General features: G+C 63.9%; 20 protein-coding genes. 11 read left to right on the top strand and 9 right to left on the bottom strand.

The window, feature by feature from the left end; translation table 11 throughout:
* From tolA to NKJ55_RS23520, 3 genes are read right to left on the bottom strand one after another with little or no spacing between them, the layout of a single operon-like run.
* Positions 1-1,266 carry a cell envelope integrity protein TolA gene (gene tolA / locus NKJ55_RS23530; RefSeq protein ID WP_352451952.1) on the bottom strand — a complete coding sequence of 422 codons (1,266 nt, stop codon included), beginning with the start codon at positions 1,264-1,266 and terminating at the stop codon, positions 1-3.
* A 36-nt stretch (positions 1,267-1,302) separates the two neighbouring features.
* Positions 1,303-1,734: a hypothetical protein gene (locus tag NKJ55_RS23525; RefSeq protein ID WP_352451951.1), complete on the bottom strand. Its 432-nt coding sequence runs from the start codon at positions 1,732-1,734 to the stop codon at positions 1,303-1,305.
* Between the two features lie 4 nt (positions 1,735-1,738).
* Positions 1,739-3,952, bottom strand: coding sequence for a TonB-dependent hemoglobin/transferrin/lactoferrin family receptor (locus NKJ55_RS23520; RefSeq protein ID WP_502901441.1), 2,214 nt, complete (start codon positions 3,950-3,952; stop codon positions 1,739-1,741).
* 201 nt (positions 3,953-4,153) lie between these two features.
* Between NKJ55_RS23520 and hemP the strand changes: the two genes are divergently transcribed.
* The 5 genes from hemP to NKJ55_RS23495 are packed head-to-tail and all read left to right on the top strand — an operon-like array spanning position 4,154 to position 8,250.
* On the top strand, positions 4,154-4,360 hold the full coding sequence (hemP, locus tag NKJ55_RS23515) for a hemin uptake protein HemP (protein WP_352451949.1): 207 nt from the start codon (positions 4,154-4,156) through the stop codon (positions 4,358-4,360).
* Between the two features lie 9 nt (positions 4,361-4,369).
* Entirely contained in the window at positions 4,370-5,428 is a 1,059-nt protein-coding gene (locus tag NKJ55_RS23510) for a hemin-degrading factor (RefSeq protein WP_352451948.1), read from the top strand.
* Between the two features lie 11 nt (positions 5,429-5,439).
* Positions 5,440-6,348 (top strand): heme/hemin ABC transporter substrate-binding protein, encoded by a 909-nt coding sequence (locus NKJ55_RS23505; RefSeq protein WP_352451947.1) that lies wholly within the window; start codon positions 5,440-5,442, stop codon positions 6,346-6,348.
* A gap of 5 nt (positions 6,349-6,353) precedes the next feature.
* Positions 6,354-7,451 carry a FecCD family ABC transporter permease gene (locus tag NKJ55_RS23500; RefSeq protein ID WP_352451946.1) on the top strand — a complete coding sequence of 366 codons (1,098 nt, stop codon included), beginning with the start codon at positions 6,354-6,356 and terminating at the stop codon, positions 7,449-7,451.
* Between the two features lie 10 nt (positions 7,452-7,461).
* Positions 7,462-8,250: a heme ABC transporter ATP-binding protein gene (locus NKJ55_RS23495; RefSeq protein ID WP_352451945.1), complete on the top strand. Its 789-nt coding sequence runs from the start codon at positions 7,462-7,464 to the stop codon at positions 8,248-8,250.
* Positions 8,251-8,315: 65 nt separating this feature from the next.
* Here NKJ55_RS23495 and rirA read toward each other — a convergent pair whose 3' ends face one another.
* Entirely contained in the window at positions 8,316-8,777 is a 462-nt protein-coding gene (gene rirA / locus NKJ55_RS23490; protein WP_023676431.1) for an iron-responsive transcriptional regulator RirA, read from the bottom strand.
* Positions 8,778-8,968: 191 nt separating this feature from the next.
* Between rirA and NKJ55_RS23485 the strand changes: the two genes are divergently transcribed.
* The 3 genes from NKJ55_RS23485 to NKJ55_RS23475 all read left to right on the top strand — a co-directional run bounded on the left by NKJ55_RS23485 (position 8,969) and on the right by NKJ55_RS23475 (position 11,421).
* A complete protein-coding gene (locus NKJ55_RS23485) occupies positions 8,969-10,273 on the top strand; it encodes a DUF445 domain-containing protein (RefSeq protein WP_352451944.1) in 1,305 nt (434 codons plus the stop codon).
* 83 nt (positions 10,274-10,356) lie between these two features.
* Positions 10,357-10,785 (top strand): phasin family protein, encoded by a 429-nt coding sequence (locus tag NKJ55_RS23480; protein ID WP_352451943.1) that lies wholly within the window; start codon positions 10,357-10,359, stop codon positions 10,783-10,785.
* 138 nt (positions 10,786-10,923) lie between these two features.
* Entirely contained in the window at positions 10,924-11,421 is a 498-nt protein-coding gene (locus NKJ55_RS23475; RefSeq protein ID WP_292664992.1) for a MaoC family dehydratase, read from the top strand.
* Positions 11,422-11,451: 30 nt separating this feature from the next.
* Here NKJ55_RS23475 and NKJ55_RS23470 read toward each other — a convergent pair whose 3' ends face one another.
* On the bottom strand, positions 11,452-12,855 hold the full coding sequence (locus tag NKJ55_RS23470; RefSeq protein WP_352451942.1) for an aminotransferase-like domain-containing protein: 1,404 nt from the start codon (positions 12,853-12,855) through the stop codon (positions 11,452-11,454).
* Between the two features lie 113 nt (positions 12,856-12,968).
* Here NKJ55_RS23470 and NKJ55_RS23465 point away from each other — a divergent pair, with 113 nt between their 5' ends.
* Positions 12,969-13,868 (top strand): DMT family transporter, encoded by a 900-nt coding sequence (locus tag NKJ55_RS23465; protein ID WP_352451990.1) that lies wholly within the window; start codon positions 12,969-12,971, stop codon positions 13,866-13,868.
* A gap of 42 nt (positions 13,869-13,910) precedes the next feature.
* Here the strand turns inward: NKJ55_RS23465 and NKJ55_RS23460 are convergent, their stop codons facing one another.
* On the bottom strand, positions 13,911-15,359 hold the full coding sequence (locus NKJ55_RS23460; protein ID WP_502901440.1) for an MFS transporter: 1,449 nt from the start codon (positions 15,357-15,359) through the stop codon (positions 13,911-13,913).
* A 139-nt stretch (positions 15,360-15,498) separates the two neighbouring features.
* Here NKJ55_RS23460 and NKJ55_RS23455 point away from each other — a divergent pair, with 139 nt between their 5' ends.
* Entirely contained in the window at positions 15,499-16,392 is an 894-nt protein-coding gene (locus NKJ55_RS23455) for a LysR family transcriptional regulator (protein WP_352451988.1), read from the top strand.
* Between the two features lie 19 nt (positions 16,393-16,411).
* Here the strand turns inward: NKJ55_RS23455 and NKJ55_RS23450 are convergent, their stop codons facing one another.
* Genes NKJ55_RS23450 through NKJ55_RS23440 form a run of 3 tightly spaced genes read right to left on the bottom strand, consistent with a single transcriptional unit; the run spans position 16,412 to position 18,843 of the window.
* The gene (locus tag NKJ55_RS23450) at positions 16,412-17,452 is read right to left on the bottom strand and encodes a zinc-dependent alcohol dehydrogenase family protein (protein ID WP_352451941.1); all 1,041 of its coding nucleotides are present in this window, start codon (positions 17,450-17,452) and stop codon (positions 16,412-16,414) included.
* A gap of 33 nt (positions 17,453-17,485) precedes the next feature.
* Positions 17,486-18,136, bottom strand: coding sequence for a maleylacetoacetate isomerase (maiA, locus tag NKJ55_RS23445; protein ID WP_352451940.1), 651 nt, complete (start codon positions 18,134-18,136; stop codon positions 17,486-17,488).
* Positions 18,133-18,843: a fumarylacetoacetate hydrolase family protein gene (locus NKJ55_RS23440; protein ID WP_352451939.1), complete on the bottom strand. Its 711-nt coding sequence runs from the start codon at positions 18,841-18,843 to the stop codon at positions 18,133-18,135. The genes maiA and NKJ55_RS23440 overlap by 4 nt, the downstream gene beginning before the upstream one ends.
* A gap of 372 nt (positions 18,844-19,215) precedes the next feature.
* On the opposite strand from NKJ55_RS23440, the gene NKJ55_RS23435 reads away from it, so the two are divergent.
* On the top strand, positions 19,216-20,238 hold the full coding sequence (locus NKJ55_RS23435) for an acyltransferase family protein (RefSeq protein ID WP_352451938.1): 1,023 nt from the start codon (positions 19,216-19,218) through the stop codon (positions 20,236-20,238).
* Positions 20,239-20,248 lie beyond the last annotated feature (10 nt).

Raw genomic sequence — 20,248 nt, 5'->3', positions numbered from 1 at the left:
CTACCTGATACCGAGCGGCACCTCGAACTGCCAGGCCGAGCGACCGGCTCCGTCTGGAATAGGGGGAAAGGGAGAAGCCCGGCGGACTGCGTCGAGTGCGGCCTTGTCCAGCGCGGCAACACCCGAACTGCCCGTCAGCCTGGCCGACCGGACGCTGCCGTTCGAGCCGACGGTAAAGGCAACCGTAGCTGTGCCGGTGGCGCGCGTGCGTGTCGAATTGAAGGCCCGCACCAGTTTTGACCTGATCTTGCCGGGATAGTTCGTGACGGCTGCATTGCCGATGCCTGATTTGCCGCCCCTGCTGGCGGTCAGGATCTTGCCGTCCTTCTTGCCGTCGGCCATGCCGCGCGCGACATCCGTTTCGTCGCGGCCGCCGGAGCCGGTCTTTTTCTTCTTGGAATCGGCTTTCGCAAGTGCCTTGCTCGCCTTCCTGCGCAGGGCCGGCTTTTCAGGCTCGTTTGGTTCGGCCTTCCTGGCCGGCTTGTTCTTTGCGGTTGCCTTCTTCGGCTGCTTGGGCTCCGGCCTGTCCGGCTTCGGTTCTTCCGCCGCGCCGACTGTCTCGGTCGTCTGAACTGTTTCGGCTGGCTTCGGATCGGCTGGTGCCGGTGCACTTGTCTCGGCAGGCTCGGCCGTTTCGGCCGCACCGACTGGCGGCGGCACGGCATTGTCGTCGGCAGGCACCAGCCTGTCGGTCACAAGAACGTCGGGCGATGGGTCCTGGCGCGCCGGCTGCGCGGGTGCTGGTTCGGTGCGATCGGCAGGCGCAGCAGTTTCCGTGGCGGCCTCGTTGACCGGCTCAACCACATCGGTGACCGGCTGGAGCGTCTCCTCTGCCGCGGCCGCCTGCGCCTCGACCGTCTCGACCGGCTTGGCGTCCAGCATGGTCACCATCGTCACGTTGGCCACTTCCGGGTCGTCTGCGACATCGCCGGCCGCCTGCTGCGGGTCGGCGCCGAGCAGCATTTCGCCTTGCTGGTCGGCACCTTCGATGCTTGGCCGGTCGTCCGGCAGCGTGAGAAAGGCCAGCGCCACGGCTACGTGGAATGCGCAAGAGCAGGCGATCGCCACCGTCCAGTTGCGGCGGCGCCGCGTCTGTCGTGCCTGCCGCAATGGCTCCGCAGGCACCGTCGGCAAGTCGCCGTCGGCATCCGCGATGTAACTGTCTTCCGGCCTGTCGCGCAGCGAAACACGCAGCGCCTCGCGCGGGATGGCGAAGTCCGGATCGTCCGGCTCCGGCGGCAGGAAACCGGCTAGTGGCCACGCCACGGCGTTTCGCGCGAATGCGGGTTCCGGTCCCAAAATTCAGACCCCGAAGGCGATGCCGGTCCTGGTCTGCGTCTTCAGCCCGCGCATGCAGGCATTCGGCTCGGCGCCGGCGCATTCCGTGGCGCTGTTGATCAACACGCGGCTGACCTTGCCGCAATCCGTGCCGGCAAGATCGAAACGCGTCACCTTGGTCTTGCCTGCCGGCAGCTCCTTGAAGTCGAGCACGGTCAGCCGCTCGACGACGCCGGCCTCGTTGAACAATGCGATCTCGAATGCCGCCTTGGAAAGGTCGGCGCCGAGATTGTTGGTGACCACGAAGGTCAGGCGGCAGCCCTTGTCGGAGGGCTGCGCGCCGTTGAGCTCGAGGATCAGCGCCGGTGCTTGCTGTTGTGTCCACGCTGGAGCCGCCGCAAGCAATATTGCCAGCACCGCGGCGAACAGACGAAGGGATGCCGTCATGCCTTTCATTGTCTCAGCCTCCAAACCTCATGGTCGCCGCCAGCTTCAGGGTGACGCCGGGCTCGTAGACGACGCTCGTCGTCGATGCGTTCAGCGGGTTGGCGTATTTGACGTCGAACAGATTGTCGGCGCGGAAATCGACCTTGAAATTGTCGGTCGCCTGGTAGCTGGCGAAGGCATTGACCAGCGTATAGTCCTTGGCCACCGGGTTGCCCTGCGGCTTGCCATTGTACTGCACCTCGCCACCGATGGTCAGCCTGTCCTCGAGGAAGCGAAAGCCGAGTTGCCCGGTGATCTGTGAGGAGGGGACGGTGACAAGGTCCGCCCGTTCGCCTTCATAGGAAATCGTGTGGCCGTCGGTGAACGACGCCGAAAGCCCGGCAAAGCCCCAGGTGGCATCATAGACGCCCTCCATCTCGAAGCCGTGAATCTTGGCCTTGGCGAAATTCTGATACTGGAAGCAGATCGGTATGCCCGGACCGAACGGGCAGCCGCTGGTCGGGTCGAACGGCGAGAGCGTCACGCCGTCGATGTAGTCATCGACATTGTTGTTGAAATAGGCCGCCTTCAGCCGCAGCGCGTCGTCGGCCTCAATGACGCCGTTGGTGCTGTAATTGACGCCGAATTCCACGGTCTTGCCGGTTTCAGGCTTGAGATCGGGATTGGAGAGGAACGGGAAGCTGACGCCGGCCGGATGATTGCCGCTGATCAGGGTCTCCGACAGCGACGGAGAACGGTAGCCTTCCGCATAGGTGCCGTAGAATTGCAGGCCGGAAAGGCTGGCGGTTTCGAAGGGCGAAATGCCCACTGTGATGCGTGGCGACAGCCGGTCGCCAGAGGTTTCGCCGACATCACTGTCGAGCTTGTAGCTGTCGTAACGCAGCCCGGCGATGACCTCGAGCCAGTCCCAGGTGAGCTTGTCCTGAACGTAAGCGCCGGAGACGTTCCTGTTGCCCGAGGGCGTATAGAAGCTGTCGCCGCCCGCCGTGCCGCCTGTCTCGACATCGTCGCCAACCCAGTCGCCGCCATAGGTCAGCTCATGCGCGATTCCAACGGTCTCGAATCTCGACGTGTTCCAAATGTCGATGCCGGAGGTGCCGATGTCGAACGTCGATTTCGAACCCGCCGGCAAAACCACGGGCAGACCGGTGACCGGATCAAACCGGTTTTGCGCCACAAGGGTCGTCAGATCGAGCTTGGTCTTGTTGTAGGACGCGTTGATGTGGAGGTCGAGCCAGCTCTTGTCTTCGTCGGTGATGTTGTAGCGGGCCGTGAAGGTATTCGCCTTCAGGTCGGCGTCGTTCACCGGCGCGCTGCCGCTGGTCTCGGTCCATCCGTCGTTCGAGCCGATCCAGCCCAGCTTCAGCTCGCTGTTTTCGCTGGGGCGGATGGTCGTCTTGAGGAGGCCGCTCAAGACGTCGAAGCCGGTGCCCGCTACAGCGTCGCCGCCGCCATGCTTGTAGTCGTCATAGTCGCGGTAGACGATATTGCCGAGCACGTCCCAGTTCTCGTTGATCCGATAGGCGCCGGTGGCGCTGGTGGTCCAGCCTTCGCCGTTGGTTTCGTAGCGCCCGGTCGCGGATGCCGCCCAGGTCTCGTCAGGCTTGAGGAAATCCTGCGCATCCTTGGTGTCGAAAAATACGACGCCGCCGATCGCCCCGGAGCCATAGGTGTTGGCGACCGGGCCGCGGATCACATCGACGGATTTGATCAATTCGGGATCGATGTAGAAGGTCGATTGCGTGCCATGATCCGAGCGCTGGAAATTCTGGCGGGCGCCGTCGACGATGACGGAGACGCGGCCGAAGTCCTGCAGGCCGCGGATGTTGATGCTGGAACTGACACGCCTTGCGTCGGCCTGGACGGCGACACCCGGCACACCGAACAGCATTTCGTTGGGCGTGGTCGCCATGCGGCGCTCGAGCTGTTCCTCGTCGACATGGCTGGCTGAAGCAAGCGACTCGATCGCCGTCTCGCCGGTACGGCTGAGGATCAGGATCTTGTCGAGCAGTGTGGCACCCGCCGGGGCCGGCTTTACCTTTTCGCGCTGTTGAGACGGGTCAGTCTGCTGCTGGTCGGCTGCTGGTTGGGCGGCCTGCTGTGCGCCGGCCGGTGTGGCGAGCAGCGGGATCGCCGCCGCGCCGGCCAGCAACGCGGCCATTTTGCTTGTCATAGAACAATGTGTCAGGCCGCTGCCCGCCAGCCGTCCCCAATTCGCCAACCCCATGCTGCAACTCCAAGAATCCATGTTCGATGCTGGCTGGCTTGGGGCTCGCTGGCATTTTTCATCGCGTCCGGCGTCTTAAATGTTGACTCATTTACTCCGGTATTGCACTGCTAGATAACATGATCATTCGAGTCAAGAATTGAATCGGCATTTCACGCAGGCCCCGAGCCAGATGCCAGGCACAGGAAAGGGATCGAACCCATGAACACGCACAATCCCAGCGACTTTCGCTATCGCGTCCGCCGTTCCGACGAAAATTCCGTCCGTTTCGACCGGGTCCAATCGGCCGTGAGAACGCTGTCCAGCAACACGCTGTTCCAGGGCGAGCACGAGATCGGCATCGAGCATCATGGTGCGCTGTACCGGCTGAAGATCACCCGGCAGGGCAAGCTCATCCTCAACAAGTAGGTGGCAGAAATGGACCAGCGCGTAAAACCCGCCCCGCACGAGATCCGGCGGGCACGGGCAGACAATCCGAAAATGCGCGAGCGCGACCTCGCCGCCCAGCTCGGTATTTCGGAGGCCGAACTGGTCGCCGCGCATTGCGGCGACGGCGTCGTGCGCGTCGAGCCGCGTGTCAACGACCTTTTGACTGGCCTCGAAGCTGTCGGTGAGGTGATGGCGCTGACCCGCAACGAAAGCGCGGTGCACGAGAAGATCGGCGTCTACGACAAGGTTGTCACCGGTAATCACAATGCCATGGTGCTCGGCGAAAATATCGACCTGCGTATTTTCCCAAAAGTTTGGGCGCACGGCTTTGCCGTGGAAAAGCGCGATGGCGCCGACATCCGCCGCAGCCTGCAGTTCTTCGACACCGCAGGCGAGGCGGTACACAAGGTGCATCTCAGGCCAGCCTCCAACCTCTACGCCTATCAGAAACTGGTGGCCGGGCTGGAATCGCCGAACCGGGAGCCGACGGTGGCGATTTCAGCGGGCACCACCGACGAGACCGAGACTGCGGACAACCCGGCGAGCATCGACGATCTGCGCGACCGCTGGAGCCAGCTGACCGACGTGCACCAGTTCTTCGGCATGCTGAAGACACTGAAGCTCAGCCGCCGACAGGCGGTGCGCATGGTCGGCCAGGACTACGCCTGGCTGGTCGATAAGGATGCGGTGAGCGCCATGTTCCACCACGCCGCTGCCGGCGCCATGCCGATCATGTGCTTTGTCGGCAATCGCGGCTGCATCCAGATCCATTCCGGCCCCGTCGCCTCGATCAAGCCGATGGGACCATGGCTCAACGTGCTCGACCAGAACTTCCATCTGCACCTGCGGACCGACCACATCGATGAGGTCTGGGCCGTGCGCAAGCCGACCAAGGACGGCCATGTCACGTCGCTCGAAATCTATGGCGCCGACGGCAAGATGATCATCCAGTTCTTCGGTAAGCGGCATGAAGGCGAAAGCGAGCGCGAAGACTGGCGCTTTCTGGCCGAAAACCTGCCGCGTATCCCAAGCCCGACCGCAGCCTGAGGAAAACGACGATGGTTCTTTTCTCCAGGCTGGCATCGGTCTCCAGGTCGGCGCCTGGTCCTGCGGCGGCTGTTTTCCTGGCGTTCGCCGCGCTGATGCCGGCTCAAGCCGCCGAGGGCATCGCGACTTTCGCCGACCGCTCGAGGATCGTTGCCATCGGCGGCTCGATCACCGAGATCGTCTATGCGCTCGGTGAACAGGATCGTCTTGTCGCGCGCGATTCGACCAGCCGCTATCCGCAAGCGGCGGCGGAACTGCCTGATGTCGGCTACATGCGCCAGCTGTCGCCGGAGGGTGTGCTGTCGGTCAATCCGTCGGGCATATTGGCCCTGCACGGCAGCGGACCGAAGGAAGCCGTCGACGTCTTGAAGAAATCAAGCATCCCATTCATCGAGGTGACCGAGCGCTATGATAATCAAGGCATTCTCGAAAAGATCCACATCGTCGGCAAGGCGCTTGGCACCGAGGCCAAGGCCGATGCGCTGGCGGCCCAGATAGACGCCAGGCTGAAGGCAGCCGAAAAGCAGACCGCCTCGATCAAGGATCGCAAGCGCATCCTGTTCGTGCTGTCGATGCAGGGCGGCAAGCTGCTTGCCGCCGGCAGCGACACCGCCGCCGACGGCATCATCAAGCTTTCGGGCGGCATCAACGCCATCGACGGCTTTGCCGGCTACAAGCAATTGTCGGACGAGGCAGTCATCACCGCCAGGCCCGACGTGATCCTGATGATGAACAATGCCGGACCGGCCACCGCGGATGACGAATTGTTTTCGAACCCTGCCGTGGCTTCGACGCCGGCGGGTGCAGCCCGCAGGCTGATCCGCATGGACGGCGGCTACCTGCTCGGCTTCGGTCCGCGCACGGCCGAGGCCATCCACGATCTCGCCGTCTCGCTCTATGGCAGCCAGGTCGCGGATTGAGCGCGATGGCCGAACATTCGATCGCCGGTACGGCGGGCATTATGGCGACGGCAGGTGACCGTTCGCGGCGTGCCCGCCTCGTCATCGTGCTGCTCTGCGTCGGGCTGGTTATCGCCGTGCTGTTGTCGCTGACCTCCGGCGCGTCCGATGCCTCGGCCATTGGCGTCATGCACAACTGGCTGTTCGGCGCGTTGCCCGGCGACGCGGCGTTGAGCGCCCGCGACCGCCTGATCATCCATGACATCCGTCTGCCGCGCATCATTCTGGGCGTGCTGATCGGCGCATCGCTTGCCGTCTCCGGTGCCGTCATGCAGGGGCTGTTCCGCAATCCCCTGGCCGACCCCGGCCTGATCGGCGTTTCGGCCGGATCGAGCCTCGGTGCGGTCACCGTCATCGTGCTTGGCTCGACCATGCTGGCGCCGCTGACTTCGGCGCTCGGCACGTTGGCTTTGCCGCTGGCTGCGTTCTGCGGCGGGCTGGCTACGACATTGCTGCTCTATCGGGTCGCGACACGGCAAGGCCGGACCTCGGTCGCCACCATGCTGCTCGCCGGCATCGCGCTGGCGGCGCTTGCCATGGCGCTGACCGGCATCCTGATCTTCATGGCCGACGATCGGCAATTGCGCGACCTGACCTTCTGGCAGCTCGGCTCGCTGGGCGGCGCAACCTGGCAGAAGATCGGCTCGGTCGGGCCGGTCATCGTGCTGGCGCTGGCGGCAATGCCGTTCCTGGCGCGCGGCCTCAACGCGCTGGCGCTCGGCGAGGCCACGGCCGGCCATCTCGGCATTCCGGTTCAGCGGCTGAAATACACCGCGATTGTCGGCGTCTCAGCAGCGGTCGGCGCCTCCGTCGCGGTCAGCGGCGGAATCGGCTTCGTCGGCATCGTCGTGCCGCATCTGCTGCGTCTGCTGATCGGCCCCGACAACCGTTACCTGCTGCCGGCATCGGCCCTGCTTGGTGCGGCGCTGCTGTTGTTGGGAGACGCCGTTGCCCGCACCATCGTTGCCCCGGCCGAATTGCCGATTGGGATCGTCACCGCGGTCGCCGGTGCGCCGTTCTTCCTGTGGATCCTGCTGCGCAAGCGCGGCGTCATTGACCTGTGAAAGTTTGCTTATGATCGAAGCGCGGGATGTCTCGGTGGCGATCGGCTGCAAGCGCATTGTCGCCAATGTCGATTTCGAGGCGCGGCCGGGCGAAATCGCGGCCATCGTCGGCCCCAACGGTTCGGGCAAGACGACCTTCCTCCGAGCACTGTCCGGCGATCTTGGCTATTCGGGAGAGGTCACCGTCAACGGCCGCAATCTATCGGCGATGAAGCCGGTCGATGCGGCGACGGTCCGTGCGGTGCTGCCGCAGGCGACGACGCTGTCGTTTCCGTTCACCGTGCGTGAGATCGTCAGGCTAGGCCTGGTCGGCGGGCGCTCCGGCGCGTTGCCCGGCGAGGACCAGCGCCTGCCCGAACGGGCGCTGGCTCGCGTCGACCTCGACGGTTTTGCCGGCCGCTTCTACCAGGAGCTGTCCGGCGGCGAACAGCAGCGCGTGCAGCTTGCTCGCGTGCTCTGCCAGGTGTGGGCGCCGGTGCTCGACGGCAAGCCGCGCTATTTGTTCCTCGATGAGCCGGTGTCCAGCCTCGACATCAAACACCAGCTGATCATCATGGACATCGCGCGCGATTTCGCCAGACGGGGAGGCGGCGTGGTCGCCATCCTGCACGACCTCAATTTGACGGCGATGTATGCCGACCGGATTTTCGTCATGCATTGCGGCAGGCTCGCCGCTACAGGTTCGCCGCAACAGGTGCTCAGCGACGAGCTGATCGAAAAGGTCTTCGATTGCCGGCTGAAGGTCGGCGTGTTGCCGGCGGCAAACATGCCGTTCGTATTGCCGCAGTCGGTCTGTTGATATTCAGGTGATGCCGGCCTGACCTGAATCTCAACAGACCTCACCAACTGAGATGCGACCAAAAATCAGGCGGCCGGCGCCCTTTGCACCAGCATGTCGATGCCGAGCAGGTGCCGCACATTCGGGCGCGCCGCCACCAGATCGGCGATCGTGTAGCGCGACAGCACGGCGAAGAAGGCGTTGAGCGCTTCGCGCAATGCCGAATTCAACGCGCAGCTGTCGACCAGCGGACATTCGGCGGCGTCGTTCTCGAAGCACTCGGCCATGGCAAAGCTTTCCTCCGTCACCCGCACGACATCGAACAGGCTGATTGATTCGGCCGCGCGGCCGAGCCTGACGCCGCCATTCCTGCCGCGCACCGTTTCGATCAGGCCGTTTTCGACCAGCGGCTGCAGGATCTTGAACAGGAAAAGTTCCGATACCGAATAGGCGGCGGCGATCTCGGGGATGCGGCTCAACCGCTCGGTGTTGGCGGCGCAATACATCAGAATGCGCATGGCGTAGTTGGTCTGACGGGTAAGCCGCATTGTGTCCTCACATAACAGTGGTTGGCGTCAATATGGCCTATAGTTTGGAACAATTCCAGACTGGCGCTGCATAATAGATGAATTCCGGCGTCAAGTTTGCGTGCACGATTGCGCGCACCGGAACCAGCGGCGCGCTTTCTGGGGCAGGCGACACTAGATAAGTTCGCATACACGATCAGGAGCGGCCCATCATGTCACGACCAGCCCCGGCATTTGCATCCGTCGCGTCCGTCCGGTTCGACGCCGATGCCGACGCCAAGCTTTCGGCGCTCAGGCGCACCAAGTTCGTCGCCGCCGCAGCACTCGCGGTTTGCGTGCTGATCTTCGCGGTGGCGAAATCGCTCGAGAGCCGGCATGCATGGTTGGGCTTCGTCGCCGCTTTCGCCGAGGCGGCGACGATCGGCGGGCTGGCCGACTGGTATGCGGTGGTGGCGCTGTTTCGGCGGCCACTCGGCCTGCCGATCCCGCATACGGCCATCATCCCGGAGAACCAGAACCGCATCGCCGACAATCTCGGCCGCTTCATCGAGGTCAATTTCCTGGCGCCGGAGCCGGTGCGCGAAAAGCTCGCCGAAGTCGACTTTTCGGCGCTGGTCGCGGACTGGCTGGCCGACCCGAACCGCGCCGCCGACCTGTCGCGCTTCGTCGGCCGGCTGGTGCCGCAGACCCTGGCGGCGGTCGAGCAATCCGGACTGCGCGGCTTCGTCACCAGCCGCATGCTGGAGCAGATCGAAAAGGTGCCGCTGGCGCCGCTCGCCGCCGAGCTGCTGTCGGCGCTGACCGACGATCGCCGCCACCAGAAATTATTCGACGAGTTCACCAAGGTGGTCGGCCGCTTCCTGAGCGACGAGCAGGCGCTGGCGACGATGCGCGAGAAGATCCGTGAGGAACTGCCGTCGCTGTTCAACCTGTTTCGCGCCGACGCCTATCTGTTGAAGAAGATCATTGCGTCGGCCGGCTCGCTGCTCGATGAGGTGCGCGCCGATCCGCACCATCCGATGCGAGCCGAATTCGACCTTTTCGTCGAAACCTTCGTCGAGCGGTTGAGGACATCCAAACAATATGCCAGGCGCGCTGAAAAGCTGAAGCGCGATTTCCTTGCCCGGCCAGAGCTCAGCGCGCTGGCCGACGATATGTGGGACAGCCTGCGGCTGTTCATCGAACAGGACGCCGAGGCGCCGAATTCGATGATCCGCGACCATCTCGCCACCATGTTCGTCGAGGTCGGCCGCCATCTTGCCGACGACGCGCAGATCAGGGCCGACATGAACCAGGGGTTCATCGTGGCGCTGGCGTCCTTCGTCGAAAGCCAGAAGAGCGGCGTGTCGAAGTTCATCGCCGACCAGGTCAAGCGCTGGGACCTCGCGCAACTGACAAAGCTTATCGAGATGAACATCGGCAAGGATCTGCAATATATCCGCTTCAACGGCATGATCATCGGTGGCCTTGCCGGGCTCGTGCTCTACACCGCCGAACGGCTGTTTCTTGTCGGCTGACTCGTCCGAATGGACCGCTGAGCTTCGCTGCACTATCTTCCGTGCAGTGGCGGCGTTCACGGCAACAGGGGGAGAGTACCAGCATGGCAAAACGACCGGAGTCCGAGTCCTTCATCGACATGTTCGGCAAATTCGGCCGCGACCTGAAGCTGCCGAATATCGATGTCGAGGCGATCCTCGCCCACCACGCCAGGAACCTGGAAGCGCTGGAGAAGTCGGCACGGGCGAGTGCCGCCGGAGCGTCGGCGTTGTTATCAAGGCAACGCGAGATGCTGCAGGACACGCTGCGCGAAATCACCGACATGGCACAAAACTACAGAGCGCCCGGCAATCCGCAGGAAATGATGCAGAAGCAGGCGGCGTTCGCCAGGAAATCCTTCGAGACCGCGCTGAAGAATGCCGGCGAGATGGCCGAACTGGCGAGGGCGTCCGGCACCGAATCGATCGAAATCCTGCGCAGCCGCATCAAGGAGGCGATGGAGGAGATCCGCGCCGGCCACGACAAGAAATAAGCTGTTCCCCAGCAGCACGCTTGCCGGCGGCGAAGACTGGCGGTTCGCGGCCGAAGATTATGGGCTGGAATCGCACTGGCGAATTGACAGGGGCGGCCCGTCGTGGTCCGGAACAGGCAAGCGATCGGGAAAGCAGGAATGACGCAGATACGGCCGAGGACGCCGCCGACCTTCGAGCAACTCAGGGCGATGGCCGGGCAGGAGTTGGGCGTTTCGGACTGGACACTGGTCGATCAGCACCGCATCGACCAGTTTGCCGAATGTACGGGCGATCATCAATGGATCCATGTCGATCCCGAGCGGGCGAAGCGGCAAAGCCCGTTCCGCACCACGATCGCGCATGGCTATCTGACCCTGTCGATCATCGGCGCGCTGGCGCTCGAGATGGGGATCGTACCCGAAAACACGCAGGCCGCGTTCAATTACGGTTTCGACAAAGTGCGCTTCGTGGCGCCGGTCAGGGTCGGCTCGCGTATCAGGCTGCGCACCACGCTGTTGTCGATGGAAGACAAAGGTCCGGGGCAATATCTAATGAAGGCCGCCAATACGGTCGAGATCGAAGGCGAGCAGAGGCCGGCGCTGACCGCCGAGACGCTCGTCATGCTTTACGCACGCCGCAAGCGGGCCGGCACCTGAGAGTTCAGCCTCAGTTTTGCGGCAGCGCAATCAACGCGACATCGCCTCTTCAAGCGCCCTGAAAACCCGGTCGTCTCCCGATTGGGCGACATTGAAGCGCATGTAACGGCTGGCCGAACGGGACAGGCTGAACGCATTGCCGGGCGCAAGCACGACATTGGCCGACAGGGCATGGCGGGCGACATCCGCGGCATCTATCCCCTCCGGCAGCCTGCACCATAGAAACATGCCGGCGGGCTGATCTATCCATGGCACGATGCCGATCGCCCTGAGGCGGGTGCCGGTTTCTTCCATGGCGCGCGAGAGCCGCGCGCGCAGCAGATCGACGTGCTTGCGATAGAGGCCGTCCTTCAGCAGCGTCAGCACCAGTTCGGATGCAAGTCGCCCGCTGCCAAACGACGTGGCGATCTTGAGATCGGTCAAACCTTCCATCCAGTCGCGAGGAGCGGCGATGAAGCCGCAGCGCACCGATGCCGACAGCGTCTTGGAAAAGCTTCCGATATGGATGACCCGGCTGAGGCCGTCGAAGGCCGCCAGCCTGGGCGCGGGCGTGTGTTCGAAGTCGGCGAAGATATCGTCCTCGATGATCGTCAGCCCCGACTGGTCAGCGAGCTTCAGCAGCCGATGGGCAACGACCGGGGACAATATCGCGCCGGTCGGATTGTGGAGCGCCGAATTGGTGATGTAGAGGCGCGGCCGGTGCTCGTTCAGCGCCTGCGCGAACAGTTCGATGTCCGGACCCGAGCGCGTGTAGGGGACGCTGATCACCTTGGCCCGATGGGCGCGCAACAGGGCATGGAAGTTGAAGTAGCAGGGATCGTCGACCAACACCGTGTCACCCGGTTCGAGCAGGAACCGGCACAGCAGGTCGATCGCCTGGGTGCCCGATTCCGTCAGCATGATCTGGTCCGGAGAGGCTTCGATGCCGTGCTCGGCCATGCGCCGCGCCAGCAGATGGCGTAGCGCCGGCAAGCCGAGCGGCGTGCCGTAGTCGGTCAGAGCGGCGTCGTCGGCGCGGGCCGTCGTCCGCAGTGCCCGGCGCAATCCAGCCTCGGGCATCCATGTTGCCGGCAGCCAGCCGCAACCTGGTTTCAGGACGCCGTCGCCCGCTTCCAGCGATTGGCGCGAGACCCAGAGCGGGTCGACGGCACGGTCAAGCCTGGGGCCGATCTCGGCCAGCGACAACGGAGCCAACGGTCCGGCGGCATAGAAACCCGAGCCCGGCCGCGAGCGGATCATGCCTTCCGCCGCAAGACGCTCATAGGCTTCGACCACGGTGGATTTGGAAACCTGCATGGCCTTGGCGAACGCCCGGATCGAAGGCAGCCGCGTTCCCGGTGTGAGGCTGCGCGCGGCGATCCTGTGCCTGATCGTCGCCATGACGCTTTCGACAAGCGTCCGGCTGCCTTCATCAGTTGTCGTCTGCTCGTCCATCCGTACTGCTCGCCCTACCATGACGGTTTTGTCAAACTGTACCTGATTGTCTCTGGCGGAGCCAGACGCCCGGCCCGATAGAGGGCGAAATCAGCGGGGCATCGATGGACAAGATGGCGAGTAGTTGGGCGGCGAGTAGTTGGGCGGCGAGTGGTTGGGCGGCGAGTGGCTGGGTCAACGGGTTCATAGGCGTGCTGATCTTCAGCGGTTCGCTTCCGGCGACGCGCGTGGCGGTGATGGATTTCGATCCGGTATTCGTAACGGTCGCCCGTGCGGCTTCGGCGGGCATCCTCGGCCTGGCGCTGCTGCTCGTTTTTCGTCAGAAGCGTCCGGAGCGGCGAGAACTGTTCCCGCTGGCGATCGTGGCGCTTGGCGTCGTGGTCGGCTTTCCCCTGCTGACGGCGCTGGCGCTCAAGCACATCACGTCGGCTCACTCCATCATTTTCGTCGGCCTGTTGCCGTTGGCGACCGCGATCTTCGGCGTGGTTCGAGGCGGCGATCGCCCGAAGCCGGCGTTCTGGCTGTTCTCGTGCCTCGGTAGCGCCCTTGTCGCCGGTTTTGCAGTCACGCAAGGCCTGTCGGTCTCGCCGCTCGGCGACATCTTGATGCTGGCCGCCATCATCGTGTGTGGATTGGGCTATGCCGAAGGAGCGGCGCTGTCGCGCAAACTCGGCGGTTGGCAGGTGATTTCGTGGGCGCTGGTGCTGTCGCTGCCCCTCATGCTGGCGCTGACGTTCATCACCATGCCGCCGTCGCTCGAAAGTGCCGGCAGGGGCGCATGGATTGGCCTGGCCTATGTTTCGCTGTTCAGCATGCTGATTGGTTTCGTGTTCTGGTATCGCGGCCTGGCGCAAGGCGGCATCGCCGCGGTCGGGCAGTTGCAACTGCTGCAGCCTTTCTTCGGCCTTGGGCTGGCAGCAGCGCTGCTGCATGAGCAGGTCAGTCCCGCCATGATCGTCGTCACCGCCGCCGTCGTGCTTTGCGTCGTCGGTGCCAAGAGATATGCGAGATAGATGCGCCGGCTGCCGGAGTTGCATGCGAACCGGGTGGAATCCTCAAGGATGCTTGGCAACGATATCAGTTCGCCCGGCAGTGGCGCGGGCTGAAAATACCGCAAGGATCAGCGCCATCAGCACCAGGCCCGTCGCCACCTGGAAGGTGACCTGCATCCCTCGTGCCGCTGCCGCAGGTGCCAACACTGCCAAGCCAGTGCCTTCCCCAGCCGATGCGAAGGCGAACACCGCGCCCATCACCGACGCACCGGTGATCAGGCCGAGATTGCGCGACAGATTGAGCAGGCCGGAGACGACGCCACGCTGGTCGGATGCGACGCCCGTCATCACGGCCGAATTGTTGGAGGTCTGAAACAGGCTGTAGCCGGTGCAGACGATGATGATTGGTACGGCATAGCCGGCAATACCGAATTCCGCCCGCGACAGAGCAAAGGTGCCAATAGCGAGATCGAACAGGCCGACGATCATGATCCGGTTCGCCCCGAAACGATCGACCAGGCGTCCGGCCGGCAGCGCCGCCAATGCGGTAATCAGAGGGCCGGTCGACAGAACCAGCCCGACCATGGCTGCGTTCAGCCCGAGCGCGCGCGACAGATAGAATGGTGCGACCACCAGCGTCGCCATCATCACCGTGGCGACGATCAGGTTCATGGCGAGGCTTGCGTTCAACGCCTGGTCGCGGAACCTCGCAGGTTGAATCAAAGGGTTCTGGACCCTTGTCTGCGCAACGACAAACAGCAGGCCAGCCACGGTTGCGGCAATCAGCAAGCCGACATTGAGAGAACCAAAACTGCCACGCCCAAGGGTCATGGCGAGCGCATAGGCGGCTAGCGTCAGCGCGAGCAAAGCCGTGCCGATCCCGTCGAAACCGCGCCGACCTGGCGTCTTTTTTCCGGCCGGCAGGAAGCGCCAGGCAAGCGCAAAGGCCAGCACCCCCAACGGCAGATTGATGAGGAAGATCGCGCGCCAGCCGAGGCCGGCAATCAACAGTCCGCCAAGGGAGGGGCCAAGCGTGGTGCCGATCGCCGACATGGCGCCGAGCAGGCCCATGGCGCTGCCGGTTTTATCCCGGGGAACTGCGTCGGCGACAAAGGCCAGCGTCAGAGCCATCATGACGGCCGCGCCGAGCCCCTGTGCCGCCCGTGCGGCAATCAGCAGCCAGAACGTCGGCGCGAGCCCGCAAAGCACCGATGCGAAGGTGAACAGGGCGATGCCGCCGAGCAATAGCGGGCGGCGACCGACTATATCGGCGAGGCGCCCGGTGCTGACAATCAAGGTGGTGATGGCGAGCAGATAGGCCAGGACGACCCATTGCACGAGCTGGAACGATGCGCCGAATGCCTGCATCAGCGATGGCAGCCCGACGCTGGCGATGCTGGTGGCGAGCGACGACAGCAGCGTTGAAAGCGACAGGCTTGCCAATGCCCATCGGGTCGAGCGTGCGCTCACCGGGGCAACTTCGGCCCAGGTCTTTTCAGCGGTCGATGCCAAGGTGAACTCCTTTGCCGGCAGCCCCCAATCGGAGCTGTCGGACGCTATTCCCTCGCATGATGTGGCGGAAGGCGCAGTATTTGCATCTTATTCGTGCATGAAACGCCACATCGCGGCCGAGCTGTGCTACGGTCCTTCCATGTCGTCGCCAGATCTCAATCTGCTTGTCGCCCTCGATGTGCTGCTGACCGAGGGCAGTGTGGCGCGCGCGGCCGGGCGGCTGCGCCTCAGTCCCTCGGCGATGAGCCGGACGTTGGCGCGGTTGCGCCAGGCGACAGGCGACCCATTGTTGGTCCGGGCCGGCCGTGGCCTGGTTGCGACGCCGCGCGCGCTCGAATTGCAGCAACAGGTAGGCCGAGTCGTTCAGGATGCGGAAGCGCTGCTGCGCCCGGCCAAGCTCCTCGACCTCTCTGCTCTCGACAAGGTCTTCACGCTGCGCGCCAACGAAAGTTTCGTCGAGGAGTTCGCACCGCGTCTTCTGACCCGTGTCGAAGCGGATGCACCTGGCGTGCGGCTGCGTTTTGCGCCGAAATCCGACAAGAACGACATCTCGTTGCGTGACGCGGCGGTTGATCTCGAAATCGGGGTTGCCAGTGAAACGAGCCCTGAAATGCGCATTCAGGCGCTGTTTCGCGACCGCTTCATCGGTGCGGTGCGAACGGGTCACAGGCTGGGCGAGGGCCCAATGACGCCGGAACGCTATGCGGCCGGCCGCCACATCAGCGTTTCGCGGCGCGGCCGCGAAAGGGGCCCGATCGACGAGGCCTTGAAGCGGCTGGGACTCGAACGGACGATCGTGTGCATGGTTTCCAGCTTCTCGGCCACGCTCGCCATGGCGCGCGCCTCCGATCTGATCGCCAGCGTCCCCGAACGGCACACGCTGGGCGCGCGCACGGGCATGTACAGCTTCCCGTTGCCGGTCGATATCGAGGAGGTCACCATTTCGATGCTGTGGCATCCGCGACTCGATGCCGATCCGGCACAAGGCTGGCTGCGAGCCTGCGTGCGGGAGGTCTGCGCGTCGTTTCGCTGATCCAGACTCGGGGCGTGATCTAGAATCTGGTCACCACGCCGATGCCTATGCCTTCGAAGCTGCCCATCGCCATCAATGCGGCCGGCGCCTCTTCGAGGCTGATCTTCTTGCCGACCAGCAGCTCGGGTTTCAGCTTGCCGGTGCGGATCATCTCCATCATCGCCTGGTAGCGGAAGGCCTGCATGCCGTGGCTACCGCGGATTTCGAGCTCGAATGCGATCACCTTGTCCATCGGTATCTGCGGCCTGGCATGGTCGCCGAGCATCAGGCCGACCTGCACGTGGCGGCCGCGGCGGCGCAGGTTTGCGATCGAGTTGAACGAGGTACTGGGGTGGCCGAGCGCGTCCATCGACATGTGCGCGCCGCCATTGGTGATCTGCTTGACCGCCTTGACCACGTTCGGCGTCTTTGCCGCGTTGATCGTCGCCACCGCGCCGATCTTTTTGGCAAAGTCCAGCTTCTCGTCCGTGAGGTCAATGGCGACGACATTGGCGCCCATGGCGCTGGCGATCATGATCGCCGACAGGCCGACGCCGCCGCAGCCGTGCACCGCCACCCATTCGCCGGGCGTCACCCGGCCCTGGTCGACGATGGCGCGGAACGAGGTGACGAACCGGCAGCCGAGGCTGGCGGCGGTGGCGAATTCCATCTCGTCGGGCAAGCGCACGAGATTGGTGTCGGCATGGTCGATGGCGACATATTCGGCGAACGAACCCCAGGCGCTGAAGCCGGGCTGGAACTGATGTTCGCACACCTGGTGGTTGCCCGAGGTGCATTCGAAGCAGCGGCCGCAGCCGACGGCAAACGGCACGGTGACGCGCTCGCCGTCCTTCCAGCGGGTCACCTGGTTGCCTGCGGAGACCACGACGCCGGCCAGTTCGTGGCCCGGCACATGCGGCAGGCGGATGCCGTCGTCGTGGCCCATCCAGCCATGCCAGTCGCTGCGGCAGAGGCCGGTCGCCTCGACCTTGATGACGACGCCTTCCGGCGAAGGCGTCGGATCCGGCACCGTCTGGATCGTCGGCGCCTCGCCGAATTTTTCGAAGACGACGGCTTTCATCGGCAGTTCCTCATCACTTCACGCAATTTGCGGCTATTCGGCATCGATCTGGTTCTCAGGCGCGGCCTTCTGGAACGCCGGCAGCGCCATGCAGGCGGCATTGATGCGCGAGATCGTCGGGTAGGGCGTCATGTCGACGCCGAAGCGGGCATTGCTGGTGACCTGTGCGACCAGGCAGATGTCGGCCAGCCCCGGCGTGTCGCCATGACAGAATGTCTTGGTCTCGGGCGAGGAAGCCAGAATCTTTTCAAGCGGCTGGAAGCCTTCGTTGACCCAGTGCCGGAACCAGTTGACGACATCCTGGTCGCCGGCGCCGAACAGTGTGCGCAGCGAGGTCAGCACGCGCAGATTGTTCACCGGATGGATGTCGCAGGCGATCATCTGCGCCAGCATCCTGACGCGGGCGCGGCCAGGCGCATCCTTGGGCAGCAGCGGTGGCTCAGGCGTGGTCTCGTCGAGATATTCGATGATCGCCAGCGATTGCGTCAGCAGCGTGCCATCGCCCAGGACCAGTGCCGGCACCAGCCCTTGCGGATTGACCGCGAGGTAGGCGGGTTCGAGATGCTCGCCGTGGCGCAAATGATGCGGCACGTAGTCGTAGGACAGGCCCTTCATCTCCAGCGCGATCCGCACCCGGTAAGAGGTCGAGGAGCGGTAATAGTTATGGAGGACGATGTCGCTCATCGGATCGGTTGGCCGATGGTCAGTTCGATTTCGCCGATGCCGTCGACGCCACCGGTGATCTTTTCGCCCGGCCCGACGGCGCCGACGCCAGCCGGTGTTCCGGTGAAGATCAGGTCGCCTGGCCGGAGTTCTACCGCCTCGCTGCAAATCGACACGATGTCGGGAACCGGCCAGATCAGTTCGGCAAGGTCGCCGTCCTGCCTGATCTCGCCGTCGACCGCGAGCCAGATGCAGCCCTTTTCGGGATGACCGGATTTTTGCGCCGGGACCAGCGGGCCGCAGGGCGCTGAACGGTCGAAGGCTTTCGACCAGTCCCACGGCCTTGCCGCCTTTTTCGCCTCGTCCTGAAGGTCGCGGCGGGTCAGGTCGACACCGACGCCGTAACCCCAGACATGGTCCAGTGCGCGCTCGCGCCGGATGCGGAAGCCGGCTCCGCCGATCGCGACGACCAGCTCGATTTCGTGATGCAGGTTTTGGGTCAGCGGCGGGTAGGGGATAATCGTACCCGAACCGACCGCCGCATCGACCACTGCGTCGCCTGGCTTGGTGAAGAAGAAGGGCGGGTCGCGCTCATCATTGCCGAGCTCGCGGGCATGAGCGGCGTAGTTGCGGCCGACGCAGAAGATCCGGCGCACCGCAAAACGCTCCGGCGAGCCGGCCACGGCCACCGACGGGGTTGCGGGCAGGGGAAGGACGAAGCCGGTCATGCACTGTCTCTGTTTCAGTGGATATGTCGCCGGCACATTCGACCGATTTGGCCGGTCGGGCAAGGCATTGCATCGCGCAAAGGCTAGGCCTGCCGCACGGTGCCGCGGAAATCGCCGGTACATTTTGCTCTGCCGGCCAGATGGCAATGTACCATTTGGGAATAAGCCGGCCACGGCGCGAAGCGCCTGCCGCCAACGCCTGAGACTGTCGACCGTTGGTTTCGGGGAACGGACGTAACAGCCCCATTCGGTCCGTCCTGTGCTTCGGGCGTGTCGTTATCTCGCACTTGCACAAAGTTCTGGTGCGCTGCAATATAGCTGGAGGAATGCGGCCTCCAGCCCGCCTTTCGCAGGTTCAATGAAGGGACCGGCATGACGGACATCTCCGCGACGCGTCTTGTCGTGTCCAGGCCTGTCGCCGATAGCTCGGCAAGAACCAGGCTTGCCTATCTCGACGGCTGGCGCGGCCTGTCGATCGCGCTGGTGCTGATCGGCCATTTCTTCCCCGTTCCCGGCATCAATCTCGGCGTCCTGGGCGTCGAATTCTTCTTCGTGCTCAGCGGCCGGCTGATGGCCGAGATCCTGTTTGTCGAATACTATCCGCTGAAGAAATTCTTCAAGCGCCGGTTCTCCCGCATCTACCCGGCACTGCTGATTTTTGTCGTCGCCGCGATGGTTGCCTTGTCCGGCACATTCATCGCCTTCAAATGGAAGGCGGCGCTGACGGCGCTGACGTTCACCTACAACTATGCCGGAATTCTCGTCACCCGCGCCGGCGCGCTCGACCATATCTGGTCGCTGTGCGTCGAAGAGCACGCCTATATCATCTTGGCGCTGATCAGCGTCGTCGTCTCGGGGCGGTCCCGGGTCATCATGTTGCTCGGCGCATTGTCGGTGCTGGCCATGGCAAACGGCGCCATCTCCTACCGGGTGCTCGCAATAGGCTACGAGGGCACCTATTGGCGCACCGACGTGCACATCGCCTCGATCCTGCTGTCAGCGGTGATATGCCTGCTCAAGGCCGACGACAGGCTGCCGGCGCTGCTCAAGGGCCCGCATGTCGCCTTGGCGGCCGCTGTCGTGGCGATGCTAGTGTTCATGGCTGCCGTGCCTACCCCGATCCACTATCTGGTCGCGGTGCCGCTGCTGGCGCTCGCCGTCAATTTGCTCGACTTCAGCAGCCGGTATCTGACCGGGTTTCTATCGTCCCTGCCGATGACGATGCTGGGGCTGTGGTCGTATTCGCTCTATCTTTGGCAGCAGCCCTTTTATCAATTCGTCGACATAAAAGGCAGTTCGCCGTGGTTGATGCTTGCGGCGGCGTTCGCTTGCGCGCTGTGCAGCTACTACATCATCGAAAAGCCGGCCCGCTCCTGGCTGAACCGCAATTGGTAGGGCGAACGGC

The organism is Mesorhizobium sp. M0106 (genome assembly GCF_040322715.1).
Taxonomy (GTDB): Bacteria; Pseudomonadota; Alphaproteobacteria; order Rhizobiales; family Rhizobiaceae; genus Mesorhizobium.
The sequence above is the reverse complement of the archived record's forward strand: the minus strand, read 5'-3'. Positions and strand labels throughout refer to the sequence as shown.